3 protein-coding genes are annotated in these 2,375 nt (G+C 30.2%); all 3 read right to left on the reverse strand.

From position 1 onward, the window contains the following. Positions 1-140: 140 nt before the first annotated feature. On the reverse strand, positions 141-608 hold the full coding sequence (locus J8H85_RS18805; RefSeq protein WP_209657239.1) for a hypothetical protein: 468 nt from the start codon (positions 606-608) through the stop codon (positions 141-143). 142 nt (positions 609-750) lie between these two features. After that, the gene (locus J8H85_RS18810; RefSeq protein ID WP_209657240.1) at positions 751-1,566 is read right to left on the reverse strand and encodes a PhzF family phenazine biosynthesis protein; all 816 of its coding nucleotides are present in this window, start codon (positions 1,564-1,566) and stop codon (positions 751-753) included. Between the two features lie 153 nt (positions 1,567-1,719). After that, positions 1,720-2,133 (reverse strand): hypothetical protein, encoded by a 414-nt coding sequence (locus J8H85_RS18815; RefSeq protein ID WP_209657241.1) that lies wholly within the window; start codon positions 2,131-2,133, stop codon positions 1,720-1,722. Positions 2,134-2,375: the final 242 nt, after the last annotated feature.

The following is a 2,375-nucleotide window of genomic DNA, read 5'->3' on the forward strand; positions in this document are numbered from 1 at the left end:
ATTGAAATATTGATAATCCTATCGGAATTATCAACATTCCAACACCACAGAATCATCATTATGAGATAATTAAAATATAAATATTAACTTTGAAGAACTAGGCTAGTGCTTTTCATAGGATACCGTGTTGTGCATAGTATTTATTTCATTATTATTTTTACTTTATTCGGTTCAAGTTTTTTTTCCGATAAATATTTGTCAATACTGTCATTAGTTTCCAATTTTAAATTGGTTTGAGTGATTTTAAAATCAGATATTGAGTCATTTTTTATTTTACATTCTGCATAAACATAATGTTTCCCAAAACCACCTTGAACATATGCAATTCTCCAAAGGCTATTTTTTCTCGATAATAAGCGAAGTTGTCGCGTCGGAGCTGAATCGTAAATTATAACGTCCGTTTGATTAAATTTCTGATTGGGATTAGCAATTTTAAAGTCATTTTTTAGAACTTTTTTTAAAGTCAGAGTAAGTAGCTCAGGAATAGAATCGGTTGTGTTAAATTCGGTCCAATTTTTTATTATTTCAACCTCTGCTTTTTTTGATTCAGATTTTTTGTCTGAACAATTAAATGTTAGAATTAATATAGTAAACAGGAGTTTTTTCATATTATGCACAACGGTCTCGTGTATAATTAGTGGCGTGATTAAGCACGGAAGTTAACAAATAAAAACCGAATAGAAAATCCGCAGGATTTTCGTAAGCAAGCTCGACCTAGCCATTAATTATACACCTTGTTAGCACCAGTTTTTATATTCTCAGTTCCCCCTTTAGAATTATTTGAGCTTCACTTTTTATTGTCAATTTGCTGTCACTAATTAATTCAACTTCCATAAAACCAGTTCTTTCAGAACATTGAAAAGAATTCATTTTCTTTTTATTAAGTCTTTCAGCCCAATATTTTGCTAAAAAAGTATGAGTTCCTCCAGTTACAGGGTCTTCATTCGTTCCACTCCAAGGCCAAAAATATCTTGATTCAAAGTCAAAGTCATTTTTATCAGATATTGCAGTAACTAATACTCCATTAATAGAATTATGAGAAGCTTTTAATTTTTCGAAATTAGGAGTGAGATTATTTAAAAGTTGACAACTTTCTATCTCAATCAGTAAAATGCTTGTTTCTTTATTAAACACACTATTCGATATTTTTTCTATTCCGAGTGCATTTAATAATTCTTTAGGAGTATTTTGTGGAATTGTATTATATACAGGAAATTCCATTTCAATTTTTTCTTGATTTTTTTTAATCATTAAATCCAAACCCTGAATATTCTTAAAGTGAATATGATTCAATTCGGTATTAATTTCAAAAAGAACTTTTGAAGAAGCAAGTGTTGCGTGTCCACAAAGTGGTATTTCCATTACTGGGGAAAAGTATCTTATGGAATATTTGTTAGGTTTATCAACTAGGGTTATAAATGCAGTTTCAGAAAGTCCTAATTCTTTTGCGATAGATAGCATTTGTTCATCTGTCATTTTTTGATCTAAAAGACAAACTCCAGCAGGGTTTCCTTTAAAAGGTTTGTCTGTAAAAGAATCAACTATATAGGTTTCTATTTTTGTCATTTTCGCAATTGGTGCTAACGTGTTTGTATAAGAATAGTTGCGGGTTTGTATGCGAGGATTTTCCGAAGGAAAATCAGACGTTACAAACACGCAACGACCTTTGATTAAGCACTAAACCGCAATTATTTTTATACGGTGTTGGCAAATCGTTTTTTATTTTTTCACAAGTTTCAAATTCCGCATTGCGTAGAATTCAAATCCGTTTATTGGTTTTATTTTCCGTTTTTTTATTCTGTAAACTATAGTCGAATTAATTTCAGACCATTTTTTATCCGATTTACTTTTTTTCTCCAGTTTTATATTCAGAATTAGAGTGTCGTTTTTAATTTTCCATTTCCCTTTTAATTCCGAGTATATTATTTCGTGATAATGATAAAATTTAGTCCGATGAAAAGTTCCGTTTTCGTAAAGCACTAAACTGTCAGAATCGACAAAATTCCATTTAGTTCCGCTTTCAGATTTCTGTTTTGTTTTTTCTTTTTTATAAACATATTCAGATTGGATTTCTTGCGAAACCAAAATGTTAGTGAAAAGACCAAATATCAATATTAGAACTGTTTTTCTCAAATGTTTGCCAACGTGTTTGTATAAGATTTGTGCGGCTTGTAATCTGTAAAGTTTTCGACCAGTACAAAAGCAATTTATTTTTCGAATTTTTAAAGTTACTAAAATTTGAGCATAAATTTTAGCATCCATGAAAAAGCAGAAAGTCCAGTATCTTTAAAGTTCACCAAAACAATTAAGATATGAAACCTGAACAAACTGCCCAACCAAAGTTATACATAGGAATTGACATACACAAGAGAAGC

It is taken from the genome of Mariniflexile gromovii (assembly GCF_017814435.1).
Taxonomy (GTDB): Bacteria; Bacteroidota; Bacteroidia; order Flavobacteriales; family Flavobacteriaceae; genus Mariniflexile; species Mariniflexile gromovii.

Bases quoted from the DNA above. Each gene is read 5' to 3' on its own strand.
- J8H85_RS18810 (WP_209657240.1), bottom strand. From the start codon at position 1,566: ATGACAAAAATAGAAACCTATATAGTTGATTCTTTTACAGACAAACCT.
- J8H85_RS18805 (WP_209657239.1), bottom strand. From the start codon at position 608: ATGAAAAAACTCCTGTTTACTATATTAATTCTAACATTTAATTGTTCA.